Here is a 26064-nt window from a genome sequence, read left to right as displayed (position 1 = left end):
CGCCGGGGCGCACCAATCATCAAGCCAGCATCGGCAGCGTCGGGTACTACCCCTTGCCTTTCACGCTGCCAATAAACGTTTCACGCGCTGTGGTAGAACCCAGTTTTTCAGCCTCATTCATCAGTTTCAGCGCTTTATCGATATCGCCCGCCTTCACCGCCTGTTTGATGCCGTTGTTAAAGTAAGTTTCGGTGTCATTCAACATCGGTTCCGCCGGTTTGGTCGGTGCTGGGGCCGGAGTCGGCGCTGCCGCAGCCACCGCAGTAGATCCCACCACTACTGGTGCCACCGCAGGTGCCGGCTGCAGCATACCGATCATGATATTGCCGCTGCCCTGTTCAGCCGTCACTTTCAGTTTGATGGTGCCACTGGTGCTGTGGCTGGCAATCGGATCCGGAATATCCGGAGCAGCGTTACCCACACCCTGCGCATAAGCTTTCGCCGGGTTAATCAACCGGGTGGTTTTCGCCAGATCCTGACGAGTGGTGTACACCAGCAGATAAATTTGTTTCTGGCCGAGCGCCGGGGTCAGTTTTAACGTGCCCTCGAGGCGATCGGACGACATCGCCCCCGGTGGCTGATAAGGGAAGTAGCTGCTTGGGTAATAGGCCGCCGGGCGCTGGTGTTCATCCAGCACCAGTACGCTCGGCGCATAAATTGAGTTGTTCTTGCTGATGCTGCTCAGCGTCACTTCCAGCGAGCCGCGATCGGCTGGCAGCGTATAGGCGGCGATAGCGCCCTGAATGTCACCCTGATTAATTTGCGGGCTGACATTATCCAGTTTCACATCCAGGCTGACCGGTGGCACCAGCGGTTGCCATGGCAGGCTTTGCAGCGTGCCAGCACTGATAGCCGGAGCGATAGAAACATTGGCCGGTGTATCGGCATTGGCCACCAATGGCGCACCAAGGGTAAGAGCCAGTGACAGGCAGAGTGACAGCAGATTCTTTTTCATTGTTATACCCCACGGAATCCGACGCAGCTCAGGCAAGAGAGACGGTGTCGGCGAATACAGGTTGGGGAGAGCACCTGGCTCTCCCCGTTATCTCATTACCACCAGATTTCCATCTGAGCGCCGAAGGTGACTTCATCGTCATTGCCGCGGCTGAAGGTATGCATGCTGGTGTCGTTGTACGCGGTACCCGAGGTGTAACCGGCACCGGAGTCGCTGTTAGCGTAACCCCACTTCTCATCCCACTTGGCGTAGGTCGCGAACACGCGGATAGCCGGACGGGACCAGATGCTGTTGCCCGCCTGCCACTGCTGCGCCAGGGTGACTTTGTACTGGCCGTTGCGATCGCCAGTACGCTGGGATTTCACGTTGTCGTAACCGGCTTCCAGCAAGGTGCTCATGATTGGCGTCCATTTGTACATTGGACGCACGCCCACGGTGTACCAGGTGGTGCCGTTGTTGTTGTCGCGATCGATATCCTGGAACATGGCGACATACATCATCGCCCATTGATCGTTGAAGTCGATGGCACCGTGATCCAGCACGCGGATCATCTTGCCATTGTTGTCGATAGTGGCACCCTGGCTACGACCATTGTTCTGTGAGGTCATAGAGTCGGTGGCATATTGCAGGACAAACTTGTTGTAGCCAGTCAGGATGCTTTGAGTATGCTCCGCAGTCACCAACCAACCGTCTTTGCTGGCGCCATCGGCCAAACTATAACCATCTTGTGCATTGGCACGACCGTAGTCCAGACCCAGCTCCAGGGTACCGCCCGGGTTCAACTCCAGACCGGCCAGGCGCACGTCAAAGGTATCGTTGACGGTTGGGCGCTGCTTCCATTCATTATCCAGATAACCGTAAGAGCCGCCGGACTCAGAGTTACGGGTCACGGCAGCAGACAGCTTGCCGAAGCCCAGATCGATATTTTCCAGACCGGCACCCGGGCCGGAGATATCCCAGTAGTAGAAGTCGATCATGTGAACATCATGACGCTGATAGAAACGCTTACCGGCCCACATATTGGCCCCCGGTAACCATTCGATCAGGTTTTTACCCTGCACGTTCACTTCACGGAAGCCTGGCGTCACGTCTTCCCAGTCAGAACGTTGTGAAACCGAGTAAGCCAGGTTGGTGTCGAAGTAGAAGCTTTTGTCGCCCTCTTTCCACACTTCCTGACCCAGCTTCAGTTCGGCATAAGTTTCACATTCGTTACCGAGACGGTATTTACTGTCGGCGCCGGTGGCCTTGAAGCACTGTTGCTCGCCACCGCTACCGGTCCAGCCGATGCCGGAACGGGCATAGCCTTTAAAATCAAGGGCCATTGCCTGAGTGGTGAGCACACCAGCGGCGATTGCCAGTGCCAGAGGAAGTTTGCGCAGAGTAGTCATCATTATTCTCCTGTTATACAGACTGTGATGCTTTAAACGCCCGGCTCCTGGTGCAGCCGTTTACATGCCGTACCGTCTTCACGGAACAGATGGCAGCGGTGAGGCGGCAGGCCGATAGCGAATGTTGCACCTTCTTCTACCAGCACCACGTCGTTCTGGCGGTAAACCAGGTTTTGACGAATTGCCGGGATTTGGATGTGGATTTGCGTCTCGTTACCGAGTTGCTCCACCACCTGTACGTCACCGGTCAGCCGAACTTCAGAGGCGTCACCCGGCAACAGATGCTCGGGACGAATGCCCAACGACAGATTCGAGCCGACCTGTACCTCTGTGCCTTCCACCGGTAACCACACCAGTTGGCGGTTAGGCAGTTCAACCTGGACCTGTTGCGGCTCTGCGGCGGTCACTTTGACCGGCAGGAAGTTCATTTTCGGTGACCCGATAAAACCGGCGACAAAGCGGTTGGCGGGGTAGTGATACAGCTCCAACGGTTTGCCGATCTGGGCGACTCGCCCGGCGTCCAGCACCACGATTTTGTCGGCCAGCGTCATCGCTTCGACCTGATCGTGGGTGACGTAAATCATGGTGCGCTGCAAACGCTTGTGCAGACGGGAGATCTCAATGCGCATCTGCACCCGCAGTGCGGCGTCGAGGTTGGACAGCGGTTCGTCGAGCAGGAACACATCCGGCTCCGCCACCAGCGTACGGCCGATTGCCACCCGCTGACGCTGCCCACCGGACAGCGCTTTGGGCCGTCGGTCGAGCAGGTGAGCCAGTTGCAGCACTTCCGAAACCTGATTCACCCGTTGGTTGATTTCCGCTTTTTTAGCCCCCGCCAGCTTCAGGCCGAACGACATGTTGTCGGCCACCGACAGGTGCGGATACAGCGCATAAGACTGGAATACCATGCCGATGCCGCGCTCGGACGGCGGCACCTCATTCATCCGTTTATCGCCGATCATCAGCTCGCCGGAGGTAATGTCTTCCAGGCCGGCGATCATGCGCAGCAGCGTCGATTTGCCGCAGCCCGATGGCCCGACAAACACTACAAACTCACCGTCATCGATCGTCAGATTGACGTCCTTGGAAATCACCGTTTCGCCGAAAGCCTTATAAACGCTGCGCAATGTGACGCTAGCCATGCGTTACTCCCCTGCTTTCGCAGTTAACATTTCGTGTAAAAATGGCGGACGCAAAACCCGCCAAAACCCATTGATGACCCTCTTGCTGCGCGCCGTGCTGCCATGCCAGTGGCAAGGTCGCCTCAGACGGCGCGGCCGCCTGAGTATAAGGCTGCAGGTTAATCAGCGCTTCAAGGCATTGATCCTGATGGGTAATAAGTAAACGAACTACGCCATTACGCTGGCTGATGGCGCTCAGTTCACCCTGTTGGATCACCGGCAAACGGCGCAATGCCAACAGGGACTGGCAGTAACGTAAGGTCGAGTGGTTGTCATGCTGTTGGCGGCTGATGGCCAATGCGCGGTGTTCGATCGCCACCTGCTGATACCAGTGGATCTCACCGGCGGTCACTTGCTCCGGCGCTTCATGCCAGGGCATCGGCGTTTGCGCACCGAGCGGATCCTGCAAACCGGCCGCGTGCGGCAGACCCAGCTCCTCACCCTGATACAGACAAATAGGCGCGGGCAGCATGGCCAGCAACGTCAAAAAAGCATCGGCGGAGCGCAAATTGCCCTGCCCCCAGTGACTGACCACCCGAGGCTGGTCGGCATCACCGGTGCTCCACAGGCTGTCGGCCAGCGTGGTCCGACGGGCATTCAATACCTCAACCAGCTTCTCCACGCTAAAAGGCACCACTTCCAGCGCCAATGGGCTGCGCAGGTACTGCTGTGGCAGCGCAGCGCGACGAATGTGGTTTGGCCCATCGCAGTACCACAGGGCCAGCCCTTGGGCGGCGACGGCGGCGTCATCTTGTGCCGCCAATGCCTGCGGCAACACCAGGCCGTCGATCGACAACGTGCTCAGGTAGGGCAAAGCCGCAATCATGCCGTGAGCGTCACCTACACCGTCCCCGTTTCCATCGCGGAAACTGACCGGATGGATCCGGTACAGGGTTGGCTGAGTGGCGATAAGCATTGGCGACATAAATCCGGTTCCCTGCTGCACGTGGCAATGAAAATCAATGTGGCCGATAGTGCGGTAAACCCCACAAAGGGTAATCATCCGTAACAGAATTTTTCATGGGGGAGGAGATGGGAGGATGAGAGAACGACTGCAGCGGTGAGAAGTTCCACGCTTAAGACAAATCTGTGATCTGCCTGGCAAAAATCGTCCCCCTATTTTGTGTCTGACACCACAGAATAGAGCGCAATGTTAACTGGATCACACTACGCAGGCATGGGGCGTAGAGAGGGGGAGGATGAGAATGTGTCGCTTTGTGACCCACTATTACCGCGAAACCTCTCTCCTTGATTTACGTGCCCATAAAAAAGAAGGATTGGATTATGACTCGCAGCTTTACCACCGCCCGCACACTGGTGCTTTCGGCTCTGACCACCCTGGTGCTTTCTTCTTCCGCCTTCGCCAAGATCGAGGAAGGGAAACTGGTTATCTGGATCAACGGCGATAAGGGCTATAACGGCCTGGCCGAAGTCGGCAAAAAGTTTGAGAAAGATACCGGTATCAAAGTCACCATCGAGCATCCGGACAAGCTGGAAGAGAAATATCCGCAGGTGGCTGCCACCGGCGACGGCCCGGACATCATCTTCTGGGCTCATGACCGCTTTGGCGGCTACGCGCAGTCGGGCCTGCTGGCCGAGATCCATCCTTCCAAAGCCTTCCAGGACAAGCTGTTCCCATTCACCTGGGACGCGGTGCGCTACGATGGCAAGCTGATTGGCTACCCGATCGCGGTGGAAGCGCTGTCGCTGATTTATAACAAAGACCTGATCAAGCAAGCGCCAAAAACCTGGGAAGAGATCCCGGCACTGGACAAAGAGCTGCGCGCCAAAGGCAAGAGCGCCATCATGTGGAACCTGCAAGAACCCTACTTCACCTGGCCGATTATCGCCGCCGACGGCGGTTATGCCTTCAAGTATGAGAACGGCAAGTACAACATCAAGGACGTTGGCGTGGCCAATGCCGGTTCACAGGCCGGGTTGCAGTTCATCGTCGATCTGGTGAAAAACAAACACATCAACGCCGATACCGATTACTCGATTGCCGAAGCCGCGTTCAACAAAGGCCAGACAGCGATGACCATCAATGGTCCATGGGCCTGGTCCAACATCGAACAAAGCAAAATCAACTACGGCGTGACCCTGCTGCCGACCTTTAAAGGCAAACCGTCCAAACCTTTCGTCGGCGTACTGACCGCCGGGATCAACGCCGCCAGCCCGAACAAAGAACTGGCGACCGAATTCCTGGAAAACTACCTGCTGACCAACGAAGGGCTGGCGGACGTCAACAAGGACAAACCGCTGGGCGCAGTCGCGCTGAAGTCTTACCAGGAACAGCTGGCGAAAGATCCGAAGATTGCCGCCACCATGGAAAACTCACAGAACGGCGAAATCATGCCTAACATCCCGCAGATGAGTGCCTTCTGGTACGCCGAACGCAGTGCGGTGATCAACGCCGTCAGCGGCCGCCAGACGGTGAAAGCCGCACTGGATGACGTACAGACCCGTATTACCAAGTAACACACTACGTTGTGCGGGGTGCGGACCAGCGCCCCGCTGTAGCTCCACAGAAAGGAACGCCCTATGCAATTAGCTCACGCCGGGTCACCTGCGCGCAAAAAGTCGAAGTGGTGGCAGAGTGACATACTGAAATGGCTGGTCATCGGCCTGTTCAGCCTGGTTACCTGCTATCTGATTGTGTTGATGTATGCACAGGGTGAATACCTGTTTGCCATTCTGACGCTGATCTTGGTCAGCGCCGGGCTTTACGTCTTCGCCAACCGTCGTGCTTATGCCTGGCGCTACGTTTATCCGGGCATCGCCGGCATGGGACTGTTTGTCCTGTTTCCGCTGATTTGCACCATTGCCATCGCCTTTACCAACTACAGCAGCACCAACCAGCTCACCTTTGAGCGCGCCCAGTCAGTGCTGATGCAGCGTCAATTCCAGACCGGCAAGACCTTTACCTTCGGCCTGTATCCGGCGGAAAACCAACGCTGGCGTCTGCAGTTAACCCACCCGGACAGCGGCCAACAGCTGATTTCCCAGCCTTTCAGCTTTGATGCCAACGCACCGCAAACGCTGAAGCTGGTTGAGGAAGGCAGCGAACCGACAGGCGAACGCGCCACGCTGCGGGTGATCACTCAAAACCGCCAGGCGCTGAGCCAACTGGTAGCCCAGTTACCGGACGGCGGTGAGCTGCGCATGAGTTCCCTGCGCCAGTTTTCCGGCACCACCCCGCTTTACGCACTGGATAAGGACAGCAATCAGCTGACCGACCAACAAACCCATATTCAATACCGGCCAAACCCGGAGATTGGCTTCTATCAGGCGGTGAATGCCGACGGCAACTGGGCCAAAGAGACCCTCAGCCCAGGCTATACCGTGACTATCGGTGGGAAAAACTTCCTGCGCGTCCTGCAGGATGAAGGCATCAAGAAGCCGTTCGTGTCGATCTTTATCTGGACCATCGTGTTCTCGGTGATGACCGTGATCCTCACCGTGGCGGTAGGCATGGTGCTGGCCTGCGTGGTGCAGTGGGAAGCACTGAAAGGCAAAGCCATCTACCGCGTGATGCTGATATTGCCCTACGCGGTGCCATCATTTATTTCGATTCTGATTTTCAAAGGCTTGTTCAACCAAAGCTTCGGTGAAATCAACATGATGCTCAGCCATCTGTTCGGCATCAAACCGGCCTGGTTCAGCGACCCCATCACCGCCAAGAGCATGATTTTGATCGTCAACACCTGGCTGGGCTACCCGTACATGATGATCCTGTGCATGGGGCTGTTAAAGGCGATCCCTGACGATTTGTACGAGGCTTCGGCAATGGACGGCGCTACCCCGATGCAGAACTTTTTCCGCATCACTCTGCCGCTGCTGATTAAGCCGCTAACGCCGCTGATGATTGCCAGCTTCGCCTTCAACTTTAATAACTTCGTGCTGATCCAACTGTTGACCAACGGCGGACCGGATATGATCGGGACTACCACACCGGCCGGTTATACCGACCTGCTGGTCAGCTATACCTACCGTATCGCCTTCGAAGGCGGCGGCGGACAGGACTTTGGGCTGGCGGCGGCAATTGCCACGCTGATCTTCCTGCTGGTAGGCGCCCTGGCAATCCTGAATCTGAAAGCCAGCAAGATGAACTTCGACTAGGGAGAAAAATAATGGCTATGGTCCAACCCAAATCCCAGCGCCTGCGCCTGTGGATGACCCATACTCTGATGCTGTGCTTTATCGCCCTGATCATGTTCCCGCTGCTGATGGTGATCACTATCTCGCTGCGATCCGGCAACTTTGCCACCGGCAGCCTGATACCGGAGCAGATTTCCTGGGATCACTGGCGGCTGGCGCTCGGCATGAGCGTGACGCACGCCGACGGCAGCGTCACCCCACCGCCGTTCCCGGTACTGTTGTGGCTGTGGAACTCGATCAAGATCGCGGTGATCACCGCCATCGGCATCGTCACGCTGTCCACCACCTGCGCCTACGCTTTTGCCCGCATGCGTTTTCGCGGTAAAAGCACGCTGCTGAAAAGCATGCTGATTTTCCAGATGTTCCCGGCGGTGTTGTCACTGGTGGCGCTGTACGCCCTGTTCGATCGCCTGGGCCAGTACATCCCGTTTATCGGCCTGAATACCCACGGCGGGGTGATCTTCGCCTATATGGGCGGCATCGCGCTGCACGTCTGGACCATCAAAGGCTATTTCGAGACCATCGATAATTCGCTGGAAGAAGCCGCAGCGCTGGACGGTGCCAGCCCGTGGCAAGCCTTCCGCCTGGTGCTGTTGCCGCTGTCGGTGCCGATTCTGGCGGTGGTGTTTATTCTGTCGTTTATCGCCGCCATCACCGAGGTACCGGTCGCCTCGCTGCTGTTACGTGACGTCAACAGTTACACGCTGGCGGTGGGCATGCAGCAATATCTGAATCCGCAAAACTACTTGTGGGGCGACTTTGCCGCTGCGGCGGTGCTATCAGCCATTCCGATTACCGCCGTATTCCTGCTGGCGCAGCGCTGGCTGGTTGGGGGCCTGACGGCCGGTGGGGTCAAGGGTTAAAGGGTTTTTGCCACTGTAATGCGCTTGCTGTACTTCGTTCTATACCTGTGTCTTCGGCGGCCCCTATGGGCCGCCATTTTTATGCCTATTATTCTCTTTTTAACCGGTCGGTATTGGCCAGATAAAGCGTCACCACCAGTAACAATATCGCGGCAGAATAAATTAGCGTATCGATTGGATTTTCATGGTCCACAATGATCAAACGGATAATTGCGGTAATGCCGATATAAATAAAGTAACGCAGCGGGAAGTGATAACCCGACTCAAAGTATTTTACAATCAATGCGATAAACTCAAAGTAAAGAAAGTAAATCACAATTCCTTCAATCAGCAGATAGGACGTCGACTCCTCGTTGTTAACAAATAAGACTTTCGCCAAATGAATGGTTTCTTTAACCAAAAAGACGATCAGGATCGCCGCCAGCAGCAGCAGTCCAACATTAAGTACCCGTTGTAACCCTTTGGCGATCATCACCGAGCGGGAGGTTTTTGCCATAAATATTCCCCATCAATACCACTGTAGTTATCCGCGCATCCTAACATAGGCATTATCTTAAAAATTAATATCCGCGCGGCGCCAAGAAAAATTCAATACTATTCATACTGTTATAAATAAATGTTTCATATGGATATATTTGTAGCAAATTGAAATGTCAACTATGATGGGTCATAGATCTTTACATAAAACAAACAACTCGAATTAACAAGGGAATATTTATTTATGCGCGCTAAACTTAACGGACTGGTCGCCGCAGGCCTGTTTACCTGTGCATTAAGCAGCCATGCCAGCGGATTGGTAACCCCTGATAATGACCTGCGTAATGACCTCGCCTGGCTGTCCGACCGTGGTGTCATCAACGTCAGCCTGTCTACCTGGCCGCTGAGCCAGGAAGAAATCACCTCCGTTATTTCACAAGCCAAACCGGTAACCAATACCGAGAAAAACGTCCTCGACCGCGTTCAACGTCGCGTCGGTGACTTAAAAGCCAATATTCGTGTCAGCGGCTATGCAGCCACCGACAAACCGGGCACACCGCAGGGTTTCGGCCAGAACCAATATGCAGACCAAAGCCTGACTGTTGGTGCCGGGGCCAACGGCGAATTCTGGGACGTGCGCGTCCAGGGGTCGGTCGAGGGCGATCAACGCGTCAGCGATGGCTCCAAATTCAATATGAATGGCTCCTACGGCGCAGTAAAAGTCTGGAACCAGTGGTTGTCCTTCGGTGAGGTGTCCCAATGGTGGGGGCCGGGTTATGACGGCAGCCTGATCCGTTCCGACGCCGCACGACCAGTTGCCGGTTTTATGCTGCAGCGTGCCGACCAATCGCCGTTTGAAACCCCTTGGCTGTCGTGGATTGGCCGCTGGCAGTATCAACTGACTGCTGGCCAGTTGTCACAGTATTCTTCGGTACCACACACCAAACTGATCGGTGGCCGTTTAACCATGATGCCGACCAACTTCCTTGAGCTGGGCGCTTCGCGCATCATGCAATGGGGTGGTCAAGGTCGCCCGCAGTCCTGGAGCTCCTTCTGGGATGCGTTTACAGGCAATGACAACGATGACTCCGGTCAGGGCAACGATCCGGGTAACCAGCTTGCCGGTTTCGACTTCAAGCTGAAAATGCAGCCGCTGATTGGCCTGCCGGTCAGTTTATACGGTCAGTTGGTGGGTGAGGATGAAGCCGGTTATCTGCCTTCGCAAAACACTTACCTGCTGGGCCTGGAAGGCCACCCGGAGTGGGGCCCGACTACCATCAACTGGTATATCGAAGGGGCTGATACTCGCTCCGATATGAGCCGTAAAAACTATGTCTACACCCATTACACTTACAAAGGCGGCTACTACCAGCAGGGTTATCCGCTGGGTCATGCTATGGGTGGCGACGGTCAGATGCTGTCCGGCCGAGTAGAAATGGTACTGGATGATGGCCAACGCTGGAGCACCCGTCTGGTGTACGCCAAAGTGAACCCGAACAGCCAGTCAATTAACCAGGCATTCCCGAAATCCGATACGCTGAAAGGCATTCAGTTGGGTTGGGGTTACAACTTCGACTCGCAGGTCAAGTTTGATACCAGCCTGTGGTACACCGATAACAACGCCAGCACCGCCGACGACGTGGGCGCAGGCATCAGTTTCGAAGTGCCGATCAATCTGTAATCATTCAGACGTAAAAAAACCCGCCGCGGCGGGTTTTTTATTGGCATCAATTCAGGCGGTAATTAACGCCATGCTTTGAAGCGGTTGATCAGCGCATTGGTTGAGCTGTCATGGCTGCTGACCGCTTCGTCACCCGCCAATTCCGGCAGGATACGGTTAGCCAGCTGTTTGCCCAGCTCCACGCCCCACTGATCAAAGGTGAAGATGTTCAGGATCGCGCCCTGGGTGAAGATCTTGTGTTCATACAGCGCGATCAGGCTGCCCAGGCTGAACGGGGTGATCTCACGCAGCAAGATGGAGTTGGTCGGACGGTTGCCTTCAAACACCTTGAACGGTGCCACGTGCTTAACCTCTTCCGGCGTTTTGCCCTGTGCGGCAAACTCTGCTTCTACCACTTCCAGCGACTTGCCGAACGCCAGCGCTTCGGTCTGTGCGAAGAAGTTCGACAGCAGTTTGGCGTGGTGGTCGCTCAGCGGGTTGTGGCTGATGGCCGGGGCGATAAAGTCGCAAGGCACCAGTTTGGTCCCCTGGTGAATCAACTGGTAAAACGCGTGCTGGCCATTGGTGCCAGGCTCGCCCCAGATGATCGGGCCGGTCTGGTAATCCACCGGGTTACCGTTGCGATCGACATATTTACCGTTGGATTCCATGTTGCCCTGCTGGAAGTAAGCAGCAAAGCGATGCATGTACTGGTCGTACGGCAGGATGGCTTCGGTTTCTGCACCGAAGAAATTGTTGTACCAGATGCCGATCAGCGCCAGCAGCACCGGCAGGTTTTGCTCCGCCGGGGTTTGCGCGAAGTGTTTGTCCATCGCGTGCGCGCCGCTCAGCAGCTGCTCGAAGTTCTCGTAACCCAGTGACAGTGCAATCGACAGACCAATCGCCGACCACAGGGAATAGCGACCGCCGACCCAGTCCCAGAACTCGAACATGTTGGCGGTATCGATACCGAACTCGCCCACTGCCTTGCCGTTGGTGGACAGCGCCGCGAAGTGCTTCGCCACGTGTTTTTGATCGCCGGCAGTACTCAGGAACCAGTCGCGCGCGCTGTGGGCGTTGGTCATGGTTTCCTGGGTGGTGAAGGTTTTGGAGGCTACCAGGAACAGGGTGGTTTCCGGGTTCAGTGGCTGCAGCGTTTCGGCAATATGGGTGCCGTCGACGTTGGAAACAAAATGCATATTCAGGTGGTTTTTGTAAGGGCGCAGCGCCTCGGTCGCCATATAAGGGCCGAGATCCGAACCGCCGATACCGATGTTCACCACGTCGGTAATGGCCTTGCCGGTGTAACCTTTCCAGTCACCGCCAATCACGCGGTCGCAGAACTGTTTCATTTTGGCCAGCACCGCGTTCACTTCCGGCATTACGTCTTTGCCGTCCACGATAATCGGGCTGTTGCTGCGGTTGCGCAGGGCTACGTGCAGCACCGCACGGTCTTCGGTACGGTTAATTTTCTCACCGGCAAACATGGATTTGATCGCGCTTTGCAGATCGGTCTCTTTCGCCAGTGCCTGCAGCTTTTCCAGGGTCTCCGCGGTAATGCGGTTTTTAGAGTAGTCCACCAGCATTTGATCGTTGAAGGTGGCGGAGAACTTGGAGAAACGCTCACTGTCCTGAGCAAACAGATCGCTGATCTGCACATCTTTCATCTGTTCAAAATGTTGCTGCAGGGCTTGCCAAGCAGCGGTTTGACTAGGATTGATATTTTTCATAGCAACACTCTTAGGCTTGAGAATAAAGGTGACGTGGTTGTCCGATTGTAGCCTGTTCGACTGTGATTATGATCTCTTTTCTTGCGATAGGCGCTAACTGTCAAACGCCGCCGCATCGTTTCAGCTCTTCCCCTATACTTTTGGATAACAGCCTGTTATCAGGGTTAGTTAACTGTCACTAAACTGTGTCAGGTTATCACCACGTCATTGACGTAATTAGGCGAAGGATGCGCGCCAACAGGTTGCGCTTTGAAACACGAAGGACATGACTATGGAATTATCTGCCCCGTTGATGTTGGTGGTTATCGGCTTGAGTTCACTGCTGGCGCAGTGGTTGGCCTGGCTGTTGCGCCTGCCGGCCATTCTGCCGCTGTTGGTGTTTGGCGTGGTGTTGGGGCCGGTGGTGCATCTGGTTCAACCGGACGCGTTGTTTGGCGATCTGCTGTTCCCGCTGGTGTCGCTGTCGGTCGCCATTATTCTGTTTGAAGGGGCGCTGACGCTGCGGGTCGAGGAAATACGTGGCCTCGGTGGCGTGGTGCGCAACCTGGTGACCATCGGCATGCTGATGACCTTCCTGGTGATTGGTGTGGCCTGCTGGTGGCTACTGGACTTTCCGCCCGAGCTGGCCGCGCTGATCGGCGCGGTCACGGTGGTTACCGGCCCGACGGTCATCGCCCCGCTGATGCGAGTGGTGCGGCCCAACGCCAATATCAACCAGGTGTTGCGCTGGGAAGGCATAGTGATCGACCCGGTCGGCGCTATCTTCACCCTGCTGGTGTTTGAATTTATCGTACTGAAACAACATTCCGAGTCTTACATCCACCTGTTCTACACGCTGGGGATCACCGCTGCCGTCGGCCTGGTCGCCGGTGCGCTGTTCGGTTACCTGCTGGGTCTGGCGCTGCGCCGCGTCTGGCTGCCGGGCTACCTGCAAAACCTGGCGGTACTGGCGATTATGCTGACCGCTTTTGGCGTGTCCAACGCCATTGCCGACGAATCGGGCCTGCTGACCGTCACGGTGATGGGCATCTGGCTGGCCAATATGCGCGATGTGGATACCAGCGACATACTGGCGTTCAAGGAAGAGCTGTCGGCGATCCTGATTTCAGCGCTGTTTATCATTTTGGCGGCGCGGCTTGATATCCAGGCGCTGTGGAATATGGGCTGGCCACTGCTGGGCCTGCTGCTGGTAGTGCAGTTTATCGCCCGACCACTGTGTATTGCGGTGTCGACCTGGCGCTCTTCCCTGCACTGGCGCGATCGGCTGCTGCTGTGCTGGATTTCGCCGCGCGGCATCGTCGCCGCAGCCGTCAGTTCGCTGTTCGCCCTGACTTTGCAGCGTAGCGGCTACCCAGGTGCCGATCGACTGGTGACCGTGGTATTCGCGGTGATCATCGGTACCGTGGTGCTGCAAAGCCTGACCAGCAGCATGATGGCGCGCTGGCTGCGGGTGCAGCAGCAAAAACCGCGCGGAGTGTTGATCGTCGGCGCCAACAGCGTGGCGCGTATGCTGGCGCAGGCGTTGATAAAAATGAATATCCCGGTGATTGTCACCGACAGCAGCTGGGAGTATTACCGTCAGGCGCGCATGGACGGCATCCCCGCCTATTATGGCCATGCTTACTCCGAGCATGCCGAGAACTACCTCGATCTCAGCGATACCGCGCAGGTGTTGGCGCTGTCACCCAACCGCCATCAGAATGCGCTGGCGGTCTATCACTTCGGTCATATTTTTGGCGAGGGACAGGTGTTCGCCATCCGTTCCGGTGCACCGCTGAAAGGCCGTGGCAACAGTGGGGAAAGCTCGCGCTTCCGTCGGCATGAAGTTTTGTTTTCTCAAGAAGCCACCTACGCCCGGTTGAGCAGCTTGATCGCCCACGGTGCCACCATCAAGGCGACCAAGCTGAACGAAAACTTTGGCTGGCTGGAATATATTGAAAAAAATCAGGGGATTATTCCGTTATTTAGCCAACGGGAGGATGGCACTCTGCAACCCATTGGTACCGGTTTCGTCCCGGCGATGCCCTGTACGTTGATTGCACTGGTTCAAGATGAAAATCCCTCAACGTCCGGACGTTGACAGCAGCGCGATTACCGGCTATTCCTTACAGCCTACTTGCGCACCCGGTGCGCAAGCCAGAAGAGGTGCGTCGCCCAGGTAGAGTGTCAGAGGAGCCGTTTTCCCATGACGGCACTTGAGGGGGAGCGACGCCGAGGTAAGGTGATGTGCGGCATTCATCGTATCGACTACAGGGGCTGAATCCTCTGGGTTGTCACCAGGGATTGTCCGTAATGACAATCAGCAAGGTGGGGCGCTTCTGGGTGTACCGTAGCTTTAACCTCTACGCCTGCCCCCGTTTATCGCTCCTCCCTTGTGCCAAGGCTATGAAAAAAGCGCTCTCTGAATAGAGCCACCCTGACACGAGGTTTTTACATGAACCAAGCAGCACCCCAGAATTCCACCGTTGTCGCCAAATTCGGCGGCACCAGCGTTGCCGATTTTGAAGCCATGAACCGCAGCGCCGACGTCGTACTCGCCAATCCGGACGTACGCCTGGTGGTCTTGTCCGCTTCCGCGGGCGTCACCAACCTGTTGGTGGCTCTGGCCGAAGGCAGCGATGCCGACAAACGCCATTTCCAGCTCGATGAAATCCGTCGCATCCAATACGCCATCCTCGATCGCCTCGATAACCCGACGGTTATTCGCGATGAAATCGACCGCATGCTGGAAAACATCGCCATGCTGTCCGAAGCGGCGGCGCTGGCAACCTCAACGGCCTTGACCGACGAGTTGGTCAGCCACGGCGAACTGATGTCTACCCTGCTTTTCGTGGAGATCCTGCGTGCTCGCCAGGTACAGGCGGAGTGGTTTGACGTGCGTAAAGTGATGCACACCGACGACCATTTCGGCCGCGCCGCGCCAGACAACGCGGTGCTGAAACAGCTGGCCCAGTCTCTGCTCAAACCGCGTTTGCAAGAAGCGCTGGTGGTCACTCAGGGCTTTATCGGCAGCGAGCCGAAAGGCCGTACCACCACGCTGGGCCGTGGCGGCAGCGATTACACCGCAGCACTGCTGGGCGAAGCGCTGAGCGTCAGTCGGGTGGATATCTGGACCGACGTTCCGGGCATCTACACTACCGACCCACGTGTGGTACCGGCGGCAAAACGCATTGATAAAATCGGCTTTGAAGAAGCGGCAGAAATGGCCACCTTCGGCGCGAAAGTGCTGCACCCGGCCACCTTGCTGCCGGCCGTGCGCAGTGATATTCCGGTGTTTGTCGGCTCGAGCAAAGATCCGGCCGCCGGAGGAACTCTGGTGTGCAACACCACCGAGAACCCGCCGCTGTTCCGTGCGCTGGCACTGCGCCGCAAGCAAACCCTGCTGACGCTGCACAGCCTCAACATGCTGCATGCACGCGGCTTCCTGGCCGAAGTGTTCAACATTCTGGCGCGTCACAACATCTCGGTGGATCTGATCACCACATCCGAAGTCAGCGTAGCGCTGACTATGGACACTACCGGCTCAACCTCTACCGGCGGCAGCCTGCTGACCACCTCATTGCTGACCGAGCTGTCATCACTGTGCCGGGTGGAAGTCGAAGAGGATCTGGCGCTGGTAGCGTTGATCGGTAACAAGCTTTCCCAGGCCTGCGGCGTGGGCAAAGAAGTGTTTGGCGTGCTCGACCCGTTCAATATTCGCATGATCTGCTACGGCGCCAGCAGCTATAACCTGTGCTTCCTGGTACCGGGCAACGATGCAGAACAAGTAGTACGTACCCTGCACCACAATCTGTTCGAATAAACTATTATCATCCCTTGCGGGCGCGGCAGGCTGCGCCCCTACATCTAAAAAATCAGTTCATAACCGTAGGGGTTCAGTCCGCTGAACCCGCAAAAAAACACAACTCCATCCCATCGTTCTATTTGGCTAAGGAAAACCACATTCATGCTGGCAAAATTTACCCGATTATTCCCCCTGTGGGCGGTGCTGCTCGCCGTCGCCGCCTACTTCACCCCCACCACCTTTACCGGCATCGGCCCCTATGTCAGTCCGCTGTTAATGCTGATCATGTTCGCCATGGGCGTCACGCTGCGGCTGGATGACTTCAGGCGCGTGCTGTCCCGCCCGGGTCCGGTGGCGGCGGGGATCTTTCTGCATTACCTGATCATGCCGCTGGCGGCCTGGCTGCTGGCGATGCTGTTTCACATGCCACCGGATCTTTCCGCAGGTATGGTCCTGGTAGGCAGCGTTGCCAGCGGCACGGCTTCCAACGTAATGATCTATCTGGCCAAAGGCGATGTGGCACTGTCAGTGACCATTTCGGCGGTCTCCACGCTGGTGGGCGTCTTCGCCACACCGCTGCTGACCCGTCTGTACGTCGATACCGAAATCAGCGTCGATGTCATGGGCATGCTGCTGAGCATTCTGCAGATCGTGGTGATCCCGATTGGCCTGGGGTTGATCGTCCATCACACCTTTACCAAAACCGTCAAACGCATTGAGCCCATTCTGCCGGCGCTGTCGATGGTGTGCATTTTGGCAATCATCAGTGCCGTGGTGGCCGGTAGCCAAAGCCATATCGCCTCGGTCGGGCTGGTGGTGATCATCGCGGTGATCCTGCATAACGCCATCGGGCTGCTGAGCGGTTACTGGGGCGGCAAGCTGTTTGGCTTTGACGAATCTACCTGCCGCACGCTGGCAATTGAGGTTGGCATGCAGAACTCCGGGCTGGCGGCGACGCTGGGCAAAATCTACTTCTCACCGCTGGCCGCACTGCCGGGTGCCCTGTTCTCGGTGTGGCACAACCTGTCCGGTTCACTGCTGGCGGGTTACTGGTCCGGTCGGCCGATCAACAAAAAATAATTTCACTCCGGGGCGCAAATGACTGCGCCCCATCCCATCTACGAAATTTCGTATTTCCCACTGGTCGGATTGTCAGAATTACCCTCATCCTCTATTATCCCCCGACAAAATAAAAATTCAGATTCTTCCTATCCGTGCCGATAAAGTTTAAATGGCGGAGAGGTTAATTACTTTTTTTAGTTAATTAACTCAAGGGATCTGAAAATTAAAACAAGCAGCCTAATTATTATTTAGATATATACCCACCGTCTTAATTTGCCTGCGGCAAGTCGAGATATCACGCAATGTGCTTGTCGCTCGCTATTTCGGGCCGGCCGCTGGCCGTCCGTATATTGACCTCATGGATTGAGCAGGCCGCTCCGGCGGCTTCTCATAATGGATTACAATGATTAAAAAAACCGCCGCCCTGGTGCTGCTGTTCAGCACCGCGATCCCTGCCGCTACCCTGCCGGAAATGGAGCATTTCTCGCCGATGGGCGAATCACGCCGCGCTTTGCAAGACGGCACGCGTGAAGTCAATCAACAGATCGAGCAACGACGCTACCAACAGCTTAAACAACAGCAATTACTGGCAGAACCCGAACCCGCACCACCGGCACTGCCACGTTCTGCCCAGTGCCTGCCCATCGGCGGCGTGTATCTGCAGGGCATTACTCTGCTGTCGGCGAAAGATTTGGCGGCACTCAGCGCATTGCCACAGCGTTGCATCAGCAGTAATGACATCAACCGTCTGACCCGCGAACTCACCCGTTTATATCTTGATAAAGGCTATATCACCGCCCGCGTACAGTTTATTCGCCCCAATGCCGAGGGCGAATTGGGCCTGCGGGTCACCGAAGGGTTTATCGAAAAAATAGAAGGAGGCGATCGCTGGGTTAACAGCCAGTTATTATTCCCAGGACTGGAAGGTCAGCCGCTGAAATTAACCCAGCTCGATCAGGGATTGGATCAGGCCAATCGTTTGCAATCGAACAAAACCCGATTGGATATATTGCCAGGCAACCAAACCGGGGGTTCTATTATTCGGTTGCACAACCAACATGCCAAACCCTGGTTGCTGTCTGCCACCCTGGACAATTATGGCCAAAAAAATACCGGCCAGTGGTTAGCGCGCAGCACGGCAACGCTGGACAGCCCGTTCGGCCTGTCGGACTTTGCCAGTCTGAACGTCGCCGGTACGCTGAAGGATCCCTCGCAGCGCTACAACCGTGCCTATACCCTGCTCTATTCTCTGCCCTACGGCGCTTTTACCTTCAGCGGTTTTGCCAGCTATTCGCAATACATGAACCGTCAGCAGTTGGTGTTCAACAGCTATAAACTGCACGGTCAGACTCAACAGTACGGTCTGCGCGGCGACTATGTGTTTTACCGCGATCGCGATCAGATCAACGCCCTGAGCGGCCAACTGACCCACAAGCGCATCAATAACTATTTCGAGAGCGTACGTATCGGTCTAGGCAGCCCGACACTCAGCCTGTTCGAACTGGGGGTTAACCACCTGCAGATCCTGCCTACCGGGTTGATCAGCGCCAACCTCAGCGTGGAGCAAGGATTGCCGTGGTTCGGTGCCGATCGCCACAGCGGTGCCGGTCTGCCTGATGCCCAATTCACCAAGGGCAAGCTGTTCACCAACCTCACCCAACGCTTCACCCTGGCCGGTTCCAGTTACCAGCTCAGCAACCTGCTGTACGGGCAATACAGCCGCGACCGGCTGCCCGGCGTGGAATGGCTCAGCCTGACCGACCGCAGCGCGATCCGCGGTTTCAGCCGCAGCACGCTGTCCGGCGATAACGGCTGGTATCTGCAAAATACCCTGTCCCGCAGCTTTAATCTGGGCCAAAGCACCCTTACCCCTCGCCTCGGCGGCGACGTCGGCCGGGTGCTGCCCCGTGACAATCGGCCTTCGGGCTGGCAAAGCAGCGCCGGACTGAGCGCCGGAGCCACCCTGCGTTATCAGCGCGCCATCATCGACGTCGAAGCCAGCCGAGGCTGGCTGCTGTCCAGTAATACCCTGCCGGACGACCCGATCCAGGTGCTGGCCCGCTTCTCGTACACCTTTTAGTCAGTTGTTTTTTTTGCAGTACCACACGGCGATATACGGAGATACATGGATGAAAAATAATAACTTCAGGCTTTCGGCGGCGGGCAAGTTGGCCGCTTCACTGGCGATCATTCTCGCCTCACTCGGCAACGGTTACGCCGGTGATATTGTGGCGGCCAACGGGGCTAACGGCCCCGGGGTTTCCACCGCCGGTAACGGCGCACAGGTGGTGAATATTGTCACGCCGAATGACCACGGGCTGTCACATAACCAATATCAGGATTTCAACGTCAACCAGCCCGGCGCGGTGTTGAATAACTCACGCGAATCCGGACTGTCTCAGTTGGCCGGTCAGTTGGGTGCCAACCCTAACCTGAACAACCAGGCGGCCAGCGTGATCCTCAATGAAGTGATCAGCCGCAACCCGTCGCTGTTGCACGGCCAGCAGGAAATCTTCGGCATGGCGGCCGACTACGTGTTAGCCAACCCGAACGGCATCAGCTGTGACGGCTGCGGTTTTATCAATACCAGCCGCTCATCACTGGTGGTGGGTAACCCGATGGTGGAAAACGGCATGCTGCAGGGTTACAGCACGCTGGGTAATCGCAACACCCTGAGCCTGGATGGCAAACTGAACGCCGGTGGCGTACTGGACTTGATTGCCCCGCGTATCGACAGCCGCGGCGAGGTGATCGTCACCCCGGTATTTGATAAGAAAAGTGACAAGACGGTGTCGGCTATCAACGCTGTCACCGGCAATAACCGCGTCTCACGCGACGCGCAGGTGCTCAGCAGCCAGCAACCCTTGAGCGCGCTGGACAGCTACTATCTTGGCAGCATGCAGGCCGGACGCATCAACATCATCAACACCGCAGCAGGCAGCGGCGTGAAGCTGGCAGGCAAGCTGCAGGGCAGCGACGAAATCAGGGTGAAGGCAGACAACATTCGTGCCGAAAGCCAGATTAGTGATGACAGCAGTAGCCGTAACAGCGGTGAGAACTACCAAAACTATCGCGGCGGTATCTACATCAACGACCGTAACACCAGCCAAAAGCTGACCCGCACCGAGCTTGTGGGCAAAAATATCAGCCTGCTGGCCGATAACAGCAACCATCTGACCGCCACCGATATTCGCGGCGAAGAGGTTACTTTGCAGGGGGCCAGCCTGACGCTCGACGGCCAGCAACTGAAGCAAACTCAGGGCCATACCAACGACCAATGGTTCTACTCCTGGCAGTACGACGTCACCCGTGAGAATGAACAGCACCAGCAGGTCGGCAGCAGCGTCAGCGCCAGCAAAAATGCCACCCTGACCGCCACCGCTCAGGATGTGAAACTGCTCGGTGCCACTGTCGGGGCAGGTAACTCACTGAAAATTGAAGCCAAACACGATGTCCAGATCGCCGGGCTGGTTGAGCGGGAGAAAACCAGTGAACGCGGCTATCAGCGTAACCATACCTCCAGCCTGCGCACCGGCAGTTGGAATAACAGCAATGAAACCGAAAGCCTGAAGGCCAGCGATTTGCATGCCGGGGGCGATTTGACGCTGAGTGCCGGTAACCGTGTGGAGGCTCGGGGGGCAAAAGTGTATGCAGCGCACGATCTGACCGTCAATGCCAACGACCAGATCAACATCGACGTGCAGAAGACCGCCAACGCCAAATCGGTGCGTGACAATAAAACCTCATGGGGCGGCATCGGCGGCGGCGATAACAAAGACAACAGTCACCACCACGAAGTCAGCAACGCTTCCGACCTGACCGCCGATGGCACCCTGTGGCTGAACGGCAAACAGGGCGTAACCATTACCGGCAGCAAGGTCAAAGGCAGCCAGGGCGGTTTTGTTGAAGCCAGCGCCGGAGGCCTGCGCATTGATAACGCGCTCAGTACCAACGTCGACAAGATCAATGCCCGCACCGGTACCGCCTTTAACATTACCAGCAGTTCGCAAAAGTCCAACAATAGCCACCAGCAGTCCACCGCCAGTGAACTGGTTTCCGATACCAACCTGCAACTGGTCAGCAAACAGGATACCGACGTGGTGGGCAGCAAAGTGACCAGCGGCGGCAAGCTGGACATCAAAGCCGGTGGCAATCTCAATGTCAGCGCGGCAGAACAGCAGCAACGTGTTGACGAGCAGAAAACCGCGCTGGCGATCAACGGCTATGCCAACGAAAAAAGCGATAAGCAATACCGCGCCGGTTTACGCATAGAACATACCAGCGACAGCGAGAAAACCACCCGTAGCGAGCAACAATCGTCGATGTTGAGCGGCGGCAGCGTGACGTTGAAGGCGGATAAAGACCTGACCTTCAGCGGCTCCAAACTGGTGACCACCCAGGGGGATGCCAGCGTCAGCGGCAACAACGTCGCCTTCCTGGCGGCTGACAACAAGACCACCAGCGACACCGAGCAAACCAAAGTCGGCGGTGGGTTCTATTACACCGGCGGCATCGATAAAGTCGGCTCGGGTATTGAAGGCGGTTACGAGAACAGCAAAACGCACTCGCAAAGCAGCAAGGCCGTCACCTCAGGCAGTGATATCAAAGGCAACCTGACGATTAGCGCCAATGACCAACTGACTCAGCAAGGTGCACAGCATCAGGTTGGCGGTAAATATCAGGAAAATGCCAACAGCGTGGCCCATCTGGCCGCCACGGACAGCGAAAGCAGCAATACCCGCAAAACCGACGTCGGCGTGGATATCGGTGCCAACGTTGATTACAGCGCCATCACCCGCCCGGTTGAACGCGCCGTGGGCAAAGCCGCCAAGCTGGACGCCAACGGCGTGATTAACGATATCGGCAGCATCGGTCTGCCAAACGTCGGGATCGACGTCGCTGCCAACGGCGGCAGCAGCGAAAACAGTAACAGCAGTTCGCAGGCCGTGGTCAGCACCATTAAGGCCGGGGAGATTGCGGTTAACGCTGGCAGGGAACTGCAGGATCGCGGGACCCAATATCAAACCAATCAGGGTGCCGTAACGCTGAAGGCGGACAGCCACCGCAGTGAAGCGGCGGAAAATAGCCAACAGCAGAGCCAAAGCGATACCCGTGGCGGTGCCAGCGTGCGCGTTTACACCAACACCGGCAATGACCTGAACGTCGACGGCAAAGGTGAAGGCGGCAACAAACATAGCGCCAGCACCGGCAGCCAGGCCGTGACCGGCAGCATCACCGCCGCCAATGGCATCGACATCCAGGTCAAGCAGGATGCGGTTTATCAGGGCACTTCACTGGATGCCGGCCAGGGTAAGGCTCAGGTGAAAGCCGAAGACGGCAACATCCGTTTCGAGCAGGCTACCGACCGCAGTCATGAGAGCCACAACGGTTTCAATGTCAAAGTGTCAGCCAAAGGTGGCTCCACCCCGGAGACCAAAAACTTCGGTGTTGGGCTGGGCGGCGATCGCAGCGTGGGGGAAAGCGACGGCAGCAGCGCACAGGTTAGTCACATCGGTGGGCAACAGGGCGTAGAACTGGAGGCCGGTCGTGGGCTGACGCTGCAAGGCAGCACGGTCACCAGCCAGGGCGACGTTACGCTGAAGGCAGGCGATAAGGTGGCGCTACAGGCAGCCGAGTCGCACCAGACGCGTAAGGACGATACGCTGTCAGGGAATATCGATATTGGCGGTAACAGCACCGACAGCGACAAAAAAAGCGCGGGCGGCATTTCCCTCGGCGGTGCATTTGACATCGCCAAGGTCGATGAATCTTCCACCACCCGGCAGCGGGGAAAAATCACCAGCGGTGGTGCTGTGAACATTACCGCCAAAGGCAGTGACGACCAGGCGTTACACCTGCAAGGGACCGAGGTCAAAGGCAGTAACGTCGCTCTGAATGCCGAGCACGGCGGTGTGGTCTTGGAATCGGTGCAAAATCAGGAGCAGAAAAACAACTGGAACCTGGGGCTGAAGGCGAATGCCAAAGGCGGCCAATCCTTCAACAAGGACGCTAACGGCCAGGTTGATACCACCAGCGGCAGCGATACCCATACCCTGGGTGCCGGGGTAAAAGTCGGCGTCGACAAGCTGCAGAAAACCACCCAGAGCAACAGTCTGATTAACGCCAACGAAGTGACGATCAACAGCGGCAAGGACACCACTCTGGCCGGTGGCCGGATCGATGCCGAACGCGTACAGGGCAACGTCGGTGGCAACCTGCACGTCGAGAGCCGCAAAGACAGCGAAAGCAGCGTTAAGGTCAATGTGGACGTCGGTCTGAACCATACCAACGATCCGGCCAGCAGCATCACCTCCAAACTGTCGAAAGTGGGCACTCCGCGCTATGCCGGTAATGTGAAAGAGAAACTGGAAGGGGGTATCAACAAGGTCGCTGACGCCACCACCGACAAGTACAACAGCGTGGCCCGTCGTCTTGATCCCAAACAGGACACCACCGGCGCGGTTAGCTTCAACAAGGCCGATAGCAAAGTGACCCTGCCGGAAACCCTGGTGGGTGAAAAAGAGCAGGCACCGCTGTGGGATCGCGGCGCTCGCTTCCTCGGTAACAAGTCCAAAGAGAGCCTGACCGGCCCCGCCGGGCTGCAGGGTCAGTTCAAGGTCAACGCCGACGTGGTCAATAACGATGCGGTTGGCGTGCAATCCGCCATTAGTGGGAAAAATGACGTGACGCTGAACGTGCAGGGCAGCACCCACCTGACCGGCGCTGAGATCCGCAGCCAACAAGGTGAGGTGACGCTGGGTAACGGCAAGCTGGAACAACAGGACGTGGCGGGCAGCCGTTATCAGGGTGGCGGTCACCTGGATGCGGCCGCCTCTGCCGGTGGACTGTTGGGGATCGCCGGTAAAAGCGTGGTGAATCTGGAGACACCGGTCGGCGGCTACGGCAATAGCCAGACTGCCGATGCCAAGGCGGGTGTTTTCTCAGGTAAATAACTGGCGGTAAATAATCAAAATCATGCCCCCGGTTCAGCCGGGGGCATTTTTTTACAGCGTGCTCGGCGTATCCTCCCACTCGCGCTCGTCATCCTTCTCATCCTGATCCAGCACGTTATACGCTACCGCGCAGAACAGCGAGTTCAGGCGTTTCATGTCCCCCAACAGCCCCAGATGCAGCGAGCTGGTTTCGATACTTTGCACGTTCTGTTGGTGTAAACGATCAACATGCGCATGCGCGTAACGGCGATCCAGAATACGGAAGCGATGCTTGGAACGTCGTAACCGCTTGGCGCTGGTGAGGTCGCCGGACAGGAACACCGACAGGCTCAGCCGCAGGTTGCCGATCAGTCGCTCATACAGCGTGTCCAGCTCCGCCAGCCCCTCGGCCGAAAACGCCCGCCGCGCCGCATGCGACTTCGATGCGATATCGCCTGTCATGCGTTCAATGATGTCCCCGGCCTGCTCCAGGTTGAGCGCCATTTCGATAATTTCTGCCCAACGGCGCGAGTCTTCCTCGCCCAGATCCTCTTTCTGGATCTGCGCCAGATACAGCTTGATGGCGGTGTAGAGTACGTCGACGTCATCATCCAATCGACGCACCTCTTTATCCTGCCCGATCTTACCGTGCAGCACTTCGCGGTGCAGGATCATCATGTGTTCTACCACGTCACCCATGCGCAGGGTTTCACGCGCGGCATTGGCCAAAGCCAGCGTCGGCGTATCCAATGCGCTGGCATCCAGATGCCGTGGTCGCAGCCGGGGATCGTCAGCCGCCACGTCGGCGATCAGCGCTTCACACAGCCGTGCCATCGGCCCGGCCAGTGGGATCAGCACCAGACAGCGGATCAGGTTGTAGAACACGTGAAAATAGATCACCAACTCTTCGTTCTCACCGGGCAGCCGGGCCATCGCGTCTGCCAGATAAGAGACAAAGGGCAGCACCAGCACACAGCCGATCAGCTTGAACAACAGGCTGCCCAGTGCCACCCGACGGCCGGCGGCGTTCTGGCCACTGGTGTTGATCACCGCCAGCAGGCCACTGCCAAGATTGGCGCCAATCACCAGACACAGCGCCACTTTCAGTGAGATCACGCCGGAAGCGGTCAGGGTGGCGGTCAACAACACCGCCGCCAGGCTGGAATAGCTGACAATGGCGAACAACGCGCCGGTCAGGGCATCCAGCATCACATCGCCGGTCAGTGACGAGAACAGTACCTTCACTCCCGCGCCCTGGGTGATCGGCGTCGCAGCTGCGACGATCAGCTCCAGTGCCAGGACAATCAGCCCGAGGCCGATGCACACCCGGCCCATTTGCCCCACCCGGGTTTGCTTGCGGCTGAGAAACAGGAACACGCCGACCAGGATCAGCAGCGGTGATAGCCAGGAGAGATCAAAGGTCAGTATTCGCGCCATCAGCGCGGTACCCACGTCAGCGCCGAGCATGATCACCAGCGCAGGCGTCAGCCCCACCAGCCCTTGAGCAACGAAAGAGGTCACCAGCAGCGCGGTAGCGTTGCTGCTTTGCACCAGCGCGGTCACGCCGATGCCGGAGACGAACGCCAGCGGTTTTTTCTCCACGCTGTCGCTCAATACCCGACGCAAATTAGCGCCGTAAACCCGCATGATCCCGGTGCGCACGATGTGGGTACCCCACACCAACAGCGCCACCGCAGAAAGCAGATGAAGAAGGGTCAACACGGAAAATACACTCCATTCACGCCCGGCAAGACACAGCAAGCTATCCTGCCTGCCAGGCGTGTATCGGGCAGGACAGCGGCAACAGGCTGCAGACCGCTTATTGGAGGGTTAACGCAACGGCAGGAATTACCCTGGAGTTATCATTGAATGCC

General features: G+C 57.0%; 16 protein-coding genes and 1 riboswitch. Of the genes, 9 read left to right on the top strand and 7 right to left on the bottom strand.

What is annotated here, in order from left to right; translation table 11 throughout:
- Positions 1-46: 46 nt before the first annotated feature.
- The 4 genes from malM to OC597_RS09340 all read right to left on the bottom strand — a co-directional run bounded on the left by malM (position 47) and on the right by OC597_RS09340 (position 4449).
- On the bottom strand, positions 47-955 hold the full coding sequence (gene malM, locus OC597_RS09355; RefSeq protein WP_261425027.1) for a maltose operon protein MalM: 909 nt from the start codon (positions 953-955) through the stop codon (positions 47-49).
- 95 nt (positions 956-1050) lie between these two features.
- Positions 1051-2346 carry a maltoporin gene (locus tag OC597_RS09350; protein ID WP_261285410.1) on the bottom strand — a complete coding sequence of 432 codons (1296 nt, stop codon included), beginning with the start codon at positions 2344-2346 and terminating at the stop codon, positions 1051-1053.
- 29 nt (positions 2347-2375) lie between these two features.
- The gene (gene malK, locus OC597_RS09345) at positions 2376-3485 is read right to left on the bottom strand and encodes a maltose/maltodextrin ABC transporter ATP-binding protein MalK (RefSeq protein ID WP_099063603.1); all 1110 of its coding nucleotides are present in this window, start codon (positions 3483-3485) and stop codon (positions 2376-2378) included.
- Complete coding sequence (locus OC597_RS09340) at positions 3478-4449, bottom strand: alpha-amylase family glycosyl hydrolase (RefSeq protein WP_261285411.1); 972 nt, start codon at positions 4447-4449, stop codon at positions 3478-3480. The genes malK and OC597_RS09340 overlap by 8 nt, the downstream gene beginning before the upstream one ends.
- A 359-nt stretch (positions 4450-4808) precedes the next feature.
- Here OC597_RS09340 and malE point away from each other — a divergent pair, with 359 nt between their 5' ends.
- The 3 genes from malE (at position 4809) to malG (ending at position 8545) form a co-directional block, all read left to right on the top strand.
- Positions 4809-6002: a maltose/maltodextrin ABC transporter substrate-binding protein MalE gene (gene malE / locus OC597_RS09335; RefSeq protein WP_037416088.1), complete on the top strand. Its 1194-nt coding sequence runs from the start codon at positions 4809-4811 to the stop codon at positions 6000-6002.
- 63 nt (positions 6003-6065) lie between these two features.
- Positions 6066-7643, top strand: a complete 1578-nt coding sequence (gene malF, locus OC597_RS09330; protein ID WP_261257963.1) for a maltose ABC transporter permease MalF — start codon at positions 6066-6068, stop codon at positions 7641-7643.
- Between the two features lie 11 nt (positions 7644-7654).
- A complete protein-coding gene (gene malG, locus OC597_RS09325; protein ID WP_112347184.1) occupies positions 7655-8545 on the top strand; it encodes a maltose ABC transporter permease MalG in 891 nt (296 codons plus the stop codon).
- A gap of 88 nt (positions 8546-8633) precedes the next feature.
- Here malG and psiE read toward each other — a convergent pair whose 3' ends face one another.
- Positions 8634-9041, bottom strand: a complete 408-nt coding sequence (gene psiE, locus OC597_RS09320) for a phosphate-starvation-inducible protein PsiE (RefSeq protein WP_012147169.1) — start codon at positions 9039-9041, stop codon at positions 8634-8636.
- Positions 9042-9266: 225 nt separating this feature from the next.
- Between psiE and OC597_RS09315 the strand changes: the two genes are divergently transcribed.
- Positions 9267-10703 carry a capsule assembly Wzi family protein gene (locus OC597_RS09315; RefSeq protein ID WP_261257964.1) on the top strand — a complete coding sequence of 479 codons (1437 nt, stop codon included), beginning with the start codon at positions 9267-9269 and terminating at the stop codon, positions 10701-10703.
- 62 nt (positions 10704-10765) lie between these two features.
- Here OC597_RS09315 and pgi read toward each other — a convergent pair whose 3' ends face one another.
- Positions 10766-12412, bottom strand: a complete 1647-nt coding sequence (gene pgi / locus OC597_RS09310) for a glucose-6-phosphate isomerase (protein WP_261257966.1) — start codon at positions 12410-12412, stop codon at positions 10766-10768.
- A gap of 271 nt (positions 12413-12683) precedes the next feature.
- On the opposite strand from pgi, the gene OC597_RS09305 reads away from it, so the two are divergent.
- From OC597_RS09305 to OC597_RS09285, 5 genes are all read left to right on the top strand, one after another.
- Positions 12684-14492, top strand: a complete 1809-nt coding sequence (locus tag OC597_RS09305; protein ID WP_261257969.1) for a cation:proton antiporter — start codon at positions 12684-12686, stop codon at positions 14490-14492.
- A gap of 52 nt (positions 14493-14544) precedes the next feature.
- Positions 14545-14738, top strand: a riboswitch (Lysine riboswitch).
- Between the two features lie 108 nt (positions 14739-14846).
- Complete coding sequence (gene lysC, locus OC597_RS09300) at positions 14847-16214, top strand: lysine-sensitive aspartokinase 3 (RefSeq protein ID WP_261257970.1); 1368 nt, start codon at positions 14847-14849, stop codon at positions 16212-16214.
- Between the two features lie 144 nt (positions 16215-16358).
- Positions 16359-17276 carry a ketopantoate/pantoate/pantothenate transporter PanS gene (gene panS, locus OC597_RS09295; RefSeq protein WP_207977261.1) on the top strand — a complete coding sequence of 306 codons (918 nt, stop codon included), beginning with the start codon at positions 16359-16361 and terminating at the stop codon, positions 17274-17276.
- A 385-nt stretch (positions 17277-17661) separates the two neighbouring features.
- Entirely contained in the window at positions 17662-19338 is a 1677-nt protein-coding gene (locus tag OC597_RS09290; RefSeq protein WP_262208480.1) for a ShlB/FhaC/HecB family hemolysin secretion/activation protein, read from the top strand.
- 49 nt (positions 19339-19387) lie between these two features.
- Entirely contained in the window at positions 19388-24211 is a 4824-nt protein-coding gene (locus OC597_RS09285) for a hemagglutinin repeat-containing protein (RefSeq protein WP_262208479.1), read from the top strand.
- 51 nt (positions 24212-24262) lie between these two features.
- Here OC597_RS09285 and OC597_RS09280 read toward each other — a convergent pair whose 3' ends face one another.
- Entirely contained in the window at positions 24263-25912 is a 1650-nt protein-coding gene (locus OC597_RS09280) for a Na/Pi cotransporter family protein (protein ID WP_085119750.1), read from the bottom strand.
- Positions 25913-26064 lie beyond the last annotated feature (152 nt).

The organism is Serratia proteamaculans (assembly GCF_946227095.1).
Taxonomy (GTDB): domain Bacteria; phylum Pseudomonadota; class Gammaproteobacteria; order Enterobacterales; family Enterobacteriaceae; genus Serratia; species Serratia proteamaculans_E.
Note: the sequence above shows the minus strand (reverse complement) of the source record. Positions and strands in the feature narration are given on the sequence as shown.

Coding starts and splice junctions, on each gene's coding strand:
- OC597_RS09290 (WP_262208480.1), top strand. CDS start 17,662: ATGATTAAAAAAACCGCCGCCCTGGTGCTGCTGTTCAGCACCGCGATC.
- OC597_RS09305 (WP_261257969.1), top strand. CDS start 12,684: ATGGAATTATCTGCCCCGTTGATGTTGGTGGTTATCGGCTTGAGTTCA.
- malG (WP_112347184.1), top strand. CDS start 7,655: ATGGCTATGGTCCAACCCAAATCCCAGCGCCTGCGCCTGTGGATGACC.
- malM (WP_261425027.1), bottom strand. CDS start 955: ATGAAAAAGAATCTGCTGTCACTCTGCCTGTCACTGGCTCTTACCCTT.
- OC597_RS09315 (WP_261257964.1), top strand. CDS start 9,267: ATGCGCGCTAAACTTAACGGACTGGTCGCCGCAGGCCTGTTTACCTGT.
- malE (WP_037416088.1), top strand. CDS start 4,809: ATGACTCGCAGCTTTACCACCGCCCGCACACTGGTGCTTTCGGCTCTG.
- OC597_RS09285 (WP_262208479.1), top strand. CDS start 19,388: ATGAAAAATAATAACTTCAGGCTTTCGGCGGCGGGCAAGTTGGCCGCT.
- OC597_RS09340 (WP_261285411.1), bottom strand. CDS start 4,449: ATGTCGCCAATGCTTATCGCCACTCAGCCAACCCTGTACCGGATCCAT.
- malK (WP_099063603.1), bottom strand. CDS start 3,485: ATGGCTAGCGTCACATTGCGCAGCGTTTATAAGGCTTTCGGCGAAACG.
- OC597_RS09350 (WP_261285410.1), bottom strand. CDS start 2,346: ATGATGACTACTCTGCGCAAACTTCCTCTGGCACTGGCAATCGCCGCT.
- malF (WP_261257963.1), top strand. CDS start 6,066: ATGCAATTAGCTCACGCCGGGTCACCTGCGCGCAAAAAGTCGAAGTGG.
- panS (WP_207977261.1), top strand. CDS start 16,359: ATGCTGGCAAAATTTACCCGATTATTCCCCCTGTGGGCGGTGCTGCTC.
- psiE (WP_012147169.1), bottom strand. CDS start 9,041: ATGGCAAAAACCTCCCGCTCGGTGATGATCGCCAAAGGGTTACAACGG.
- pgi (WP_261257966.1), bottom strand. CDS start 12,412: ATGAAAAATATCAATCCTAGTCAAACCGCTGCTTGGCAAGCCCTGCAG.
- lysC (WP_261257970.1), top strand. CDS start 14,847: ATGAACCAAGCAGCACCCCAGAATTCCACCGTTGTCGCCAAATTCGGC.